Consider the following 5,327-nt stretch of genomic DNA (forward strand, 5'->3'; position numbering starts at 1 on the left):
CATCCGGTCGCTCCTTCTCTGTTGCGGAACATGTGGTGGAGACTCACCCGTCCCCGAAGGTATCTCTGGCCGATCACGGACATCAGCAGTCCTTGTGCTGGGCCCGGCATGAGCGCGGATAGGTAGTTCTTGGCGACCTGGAGCCTGCGCTCGGGCGGATCATTCGGATCGGCGATGTAGATGGTGACCTCGCCGTTGAAGACGCCCTGCGCACCGGTCGTCCCACCCGTGGTGGCGAATGAGGCTGCCTGGCCGTCTCCGTGAGTTGCTTTCTGCTCGCTCATGATGCCTGCCCGTCGGTGTCATCCCGGTCGTTCTCCGGCTGGCTGGTCTGCTCGGAGCCGGTCACCTGTGCCACACCGCCGAGGTTGATGACGACCTTCTCTTTGAACTCCCCGGCCTGCGCCCCAATGATCGAATTGTCGTTGTTGAAGACAGGACGATCGTGCTGCTCACCCATGGTTGTCGTTTCCTTCGCTCGGGGGGTGATGGAGGCGATGCGGTTAGCGTTCGTCGGATGCGAGGGCTGGAGGCGCGCGAGCGCGGCGCCTTGGGGGCCAGCCAGGTCGGGGTCGTCTGCCTCGATGCGCTGGGCCAGTTGGGCGAGTGTGCGACTGACAGGACGGTCGAGTGCCTGCCTGAAGCGCTCCTCGGCACGACGGAAGACACCGAGGGGGGCGGCGGACCCGCCGGTGCGGTACGCAGTGATCATCCACATGGCCACGAACGACTCGTCGAGCAGTGACTCCGCATCGTCGTCGAGCATGCGACACTCTCCCGCCACCTGTTCGTGGCCGCCGTTGCGTGCGATGTGCTCCAACCGGAAGAGGTGGGCGTCGCGGTGCTCGGCTCGCAACTTCTCGCGATTGCTGTCGGCCCAAGTGCCGCGGACGCCTGCCAGAGGCCGGCCGTAAAGGCCGTGGCCTTCAGCCCACTCGGCTAGAGCCTCGCTCATCATTTTCACCGCTGCGTCCCCGTCCAGCGTCTTCGCTCTCGCGACTTTCGTGCGGAAGCGATGTACGTCGGCTTCCTCCTGGTGCATCACAAGCCTGTAGGCGTCGCCCACGTCGGGCAGTGGATCGGAAACCTCAGGATTGAGAGCGCGGAGTTGCTGACGGAGTTCGCTGACGATCCGGATGAGCCGGGTCTCTCGACCGACCGGTTCGGGCTCGTCCCAGATGACCTCCATCAGCCGTTGCCGCGGGACAGGCCGGCCGAGCTCCATGACGAGCACCGCAAGCAGCGCCTGGCCCTTCTGCTGGAGCGGGATCGCGTACTGGTCTGACAGGGCCGCGACGGGGCCGAGGACTTGGTACTTCACAACTGCCTCCCCACGCACATCAAGCGCGAACGCGCAGGTGTGGACGGCGGATAAAAGGCGGAGCGGGAAAGGAGTGAGAGCGGAGCGAGACCGGATCGGTTGCGGACTCACGGCGGAGCTGGGCCCTGGAGTCTGGTGGCAGCGCGGAAAACCGCGAAGCCACAAGAAGGGAAAGTGCGATGCGAGGGAACAGTGAGATGCCGGAGTTCGATTTCCGGTGTGACGGCGGCGGCTGCGTCATCGTCGAGAGGGTGGCGGGGGCCGTCGTCATCAGGGATTCCAAGAACCCGTACCAGCCCGGGCTCGTCTTCAGCCGCAAGGAATACGCCGACTTCCGTCGGCGGGTGCGGAACGGGCATGGTACGTGGCTGTGGCAGCTCGTCGGCCAGTATGTCCAACTCGTGGTGAGGATCGTGCTGGCGCGGACCGGCGCTGTCTGATGCCGTGCGGGCGGGGGGCCGGACGGGGCTCCCCGCCCGGCCGCGGGCGCCGTCATCATTCCTCCTCTCTCAACTCGGCGGCGAGCGTGTCGAGCAGAAGATGAGCATCGTCGTCGTATAGGGCCGCCTCTTTTAACAGGCGCCACCTACGGCGGTACCGCGAGATACTCTCCGGATCGCTGACGGTAAGATTGGCATGCACAGTTTCGACCATGGCGATAGCCTCGCCGCCTCCCCGCGAATCTTCGCGAAGGTCAAATAGAGCGAAACCGTGAGTTACATAGGTGACTGCTTCCATTGTATGGGGGAGTAACCCGATCGTCACATTGTCGAGGGTCGACAGAGAGGCGATCCGGTCTAATTGAGCCAGTAGAAGTCGCGCAGGACCGGGTCGCCAGCGCAGCGACGCCTCAGTGAGCAAGAAGTCGAAACGGCGGTTCTGGTCGAAGAGCGCGATTTGGCGCTCCAGTCGTCCCGCCACGGCGGCCGCCAGGTCGGCGCCGGTGCCGTCCGGTGAGAAGAAAGCGAAGACGCGGCGGGAGTATTCGGCGGTTTGAAGCAGACCTGGGACGATTGCGTTCTGGAAGACCATGATGCGGTGCGACCTGCTCTCCACCTCCTGAATGTCCCCTTGCAGATGCGGGCGATCCCGCAGTATCCGCGACCAGCGGTGCACTTCTGTGAACGCCGCTTCGGTGAGCGATTCGAGTAGGGCCGCAGTTTCGGCCGAGGCGTTGACGGCTGTCCACCATGCCGTAACTTCGGGGACGGTGGGCAGGGTCAGGCCGGACTCGATACGCGACACCTTCGACTGGCTGATCCCGATACGGTGAGCCATCTCTCTCCCGGACAGCCCTGCCAGGTCCCGGAGCCGACGCAGTTCAACGGCGAGGCGCTGCTGGCTGACGGAAGGTGTCGTCCGCTCTGTTCCGTCCACCGACGAGGCTCCTCAGTGATCCATTTTGATTCAACCTGACTAAAGCATCTCCCACCAAGGGGACCTCCAGAGAGCATGCCTGTCAACAGCCGATTTCGGCCACGCAGGAGTGCTCGGTAGTGTCGTATGATTCAGATTGAATCGCTACTATGCGCGGGCCTCCTGCTGGGCGGACAGGAGGCCTCATACCGATCTCATGTGGCGATGTAGGTCGAATGCTTGCTGCGGCAGGCATTGCCATGGTCAGCGCCGTGATCGCGCGAAGTAGCTTGTCGAGGGTGCCTGCCGTCGTGTGAGCCGGAGCCCAAGCGGCGGGGGTGAGATCAGGTGGCTGAGGCCGATCGTCGGAGGTAGCTCATACAGTTCGGCGGCACCGGGTCGCCCGTCAGGAGCGTGAGGACGGGTTCTCCACGCACTCGACTCAATCGCCCTGGCCGCTGGGTCGTCCTTCCGGCCCTTACCCAGTGGTGTGGAGAGTTCTTGAGCCGTCTGCCGGGGGCGGCGGACGCGGGGGCAAGTAATGGCGTAAGTGACACTTACGATCTTCGGACCGGGCGCGGTCCGAAGATCCTGAACGTAGGCGGCAGGCGGCGATCATCGCCCGCCGCGGCAGTCCGCACGGATCGGGACTGGACGTCCATCGCTACGTCGTCGAGCGCACCATCGGCCTGCTGCACTGGTTCCGCCGCCTGCGCATCCGCTGGGAGGTCCGCGACGACATCCACGAGGCGTTCATGACCCTGGTCGCCGCCAACATCTGCTTGGGCTGCCTCGTCCGCTGATTCTGTCGCGACCTCTCACAGGTCGTCTGTGTCGTCGTCGCCTTCCAAGGTGTCTACCGCCTCTGGGGAGGCGGGAGTCTCGTCGATCATCTTGCCCATGGCCATTGCGATCTTGTCGAGGAGTGCCCGCTGGCGGTGGGTGAAGAATGTGTCGAAGTCGTCCTTGCGCAGGAGATCCGGGTCGGCCAGGTGGGAGGAGAGGTGCCGGTCGATCGTGGTGGCGTCCGCGTCCGCGCTGTTGGCCAGGCGGGGCAGGTATTCCGACGGGGCGCGGCCGCCGATCACGCGGTTCGTCCGGGCGGTGAGTGGCGTCTTGTTGATGATCGAGTTGTAGGTCTTCGGGTCGAGGTTCGCAGCTTCGCACCAGGCCTTGGGGAAGATGTGGTGGATGTCGACCGCCTCGTCGAAGTAGTCGCTGACCGTTATCGGCTGGCCGGTACGCCAGTCAAGTGCACCTTCCTTCATCAGAAGGGCGTAGATGCCCTTGTAGGCGGCGCTGCCGCGGGTCCGCAGGGTCAGCAGGCGGCCGGAGACGAACTGCGCCTCGGTGACCGTTCGCGGTTCCCGGCCTGAGCCGCGGATCCATTCGACGACGTCGGGAAGGTCGCGGCTGAACCGCGTCTCGGTCGTGCCGCCGTACAGTTCGCCGAATACTCCACACCAGTACCAGCGGGCCAGTTTCCGCAGGGCGCCGGCGGTCTGCGCATCCGTGCCCAGGACGGCCAGGATCGCTGCCAGCGGAATCACCTGGGTGCCGTACGGCAAGAACTTGGTGTCGAACAGATACTGCTGGTGGAGGAACCGGGCGGCGCGCATGAAGCCCTTGACGATCTCCGGTGCGAAGCGGCGGTACTCATCCACGGTGAGCCCGAGCATGTCGGCGCGCTTACAGCCGATCCTGGGACGGCGTTCCTCTTCGACGTCGGCCTTGAGTGCGGCTTCGTGCCTGGCCGCGGTGGCCAGGAGCGTCACCGCCTGCAGGAAATCGGTGTTCGAGACCCCGCGCAGTATCCGGTACTCGCGGCCTTCCCAGGACTTGCGGCACTCCTGCCAGTGCTTGCGCAGGTCGAACTCGTCGGCCGCGAACGTTGCCGTCAGAAGCTCGAAGACGGTGAGGGTGACGCCGCCGGTGTTCACTTTCTCAAACACCTGGCAGACGGCCTGCCGGGGAGTCTCCCTACCGAGTTCGATCACCGGCAGCTGGTAGGTGTCGAAGGTGCGGAGCACCGTTCGGTGGAACGCGTTCCAAAGCTTGATCTTCTCTCGCTCGTAGTCCCAGTACTCCTGGAAGCCCATCGACCAGTCTTCGTGGGCGAACACCTTGTCGAGGGGGAACAGGTGGGCCTCGTACTCACGCTCAGGGCTCGAGTAGTCCTCCAGGACCTCACGCCGGAAGTTGCGCAACATCCGGTCCTCGGGGAGGAAGCGGATCGTGTCCTCCCGGTCGGTGTTGGCGTCCAGCGCTCCCCGCATGTCGATGTAGAACCATCCGGACACCGGGCGCTTGCGAACGTCCTGCGTCCGAACGGGTGCGCCGAGTTGCAACGCCTGGAACAGCGACGTGAGCCGTTGCTGCCCGTCCAGGATGAGCCGTTCCGGCCAGACCCCCGCCGGAACGCTCGCTCCCTCGATGGGCCGCTGTTTGAACCGCACATCTCCGCCCGTGCGCAGCATCATTACCGTCCCTACGGGATAGCCCAGTGAGATCGATGCGAGGAGGCTCGCGATGTTCTGGTTCGGCCAGACCCAGCCGCGCTGGAACTCCGGCAACTGGGCACTTCCGTCCTCGACCAGCTCTCCGAAGGCCTGGAGACGCTGCGTGATGCCCTTGGTGTAGTCGAGGCGGT

At 64.7% G+C, this 5,327-nt stretch carries 5 protein-coding genes and 1 pseudogene; 2 read left to right on the forward strand and 4 right to left on the reverse strand.

Going from position 1 to position 5,327, the window contains the following annotated elements; all coding sequences use genetic code 11:
* Together AB0C69_RS37465 and AB0C69_RS37470 are read right to left on the reverse strand one after the other, a co-directional pair.
* On the reverse strand, window positions 1-284 hold a 284-nt coding region (locus tag AB0C69_RS37465; protein ID WP_360360481.1), incomplete at its 3' end, for a hypothetical protein.
* A complete protein-coding gene (locus AB0C69_RS37470; RefSeq protein ID WP_360360484.1) occupies window positions 281-1,321 on the reverse strand; it encodes a BTAD domain-containing putative transcriptional regulator in 1,041 nt (346 codons plus the stop codon). The genes AB0C69_RS37470 and AB0C69_RS37465, both read right to left, overlap by 4 nt.
* Window positions 1,322-1,518: 197 nt before the next feature.
* Between AB0C69_RS37470 and AB0C69_RS37475 the strand changes: the two genes are divergently transcribed.
* Window positions 1,519-1,761, forward strand: coding sequence for a DUF397 domain-containing protein (locus tag AB0C69_RS37475; RefSeq protein WP_360360487.1), 243 nt, complete (start codon window positions 1,519-1,521; stop codon window positions 1,759-1,761).
* A 55-nt stretch (window positions 1,762-1,816) separates the two neighbouring features.
* Here the strand turns inward: AB0C69_RS37475 and AB0C69_RS37480 are convergent, their stop codons facing one another.
* The gene (locus AB0C69_RS37480; RefSeq protein ID WP_360360490.1) at window positions 1,817-2,698 is read right to left on the reverse strand and encodes a helix-turn-helix transcriptional regulator; all 882 of its coding nucleotides are present in this window, start codon (window positions 2,696-2,698) and stop codon (window positions 1,817-1,819) included.
* A gap of 593 nt (window positions 2,699-3,291) precedes the next feature.
* Here AB0C69_RS37480 and AB0C69_RS37485 point away from each other — a divergent pair.
* A pseudogene (locus tag AB0C69_RS37485) lies at window positions 3,292-3,480 on the forward strand (IS5/IS1182 family transposase); the annotation flags it as partial.
* Window positions 3,481-3,495: 15 nt separating this feature from the next.
* Here the strand turns inward: AB0C69_RS37485 and AB0C69_RS37490 are convergent.
* Window positions 3,496-5,327: DUF262 domain-containing protein (locus AB0C69_RS37490; RefSeq protein ID WP_360360493.1), on the reverse strand; the 1,832-nt coding region annotated here is incomplete at its 5' end.

Source organism: Actinomadura sp. NPDC048032, from assembly GCF_040653175.1.
Taxonomy (GTDB): domain Bacteria; phylum Actinomycetota; class Actinomycetes; order Streptosporangiales; family Streptosporangiaceae; genus Spirillospora; species Spirillospora verrucosospora.

What these genes read in the sequence shown, in the direction of transcription:
- AB0C69_RS37475 (WP_360360487.1), top strand. Translation starts at nt 1,519, where the DNA reads ATGCCGGAGTTCGATTTCCGGTGTGACGGCGGCGGCTGCGTCATCGTC.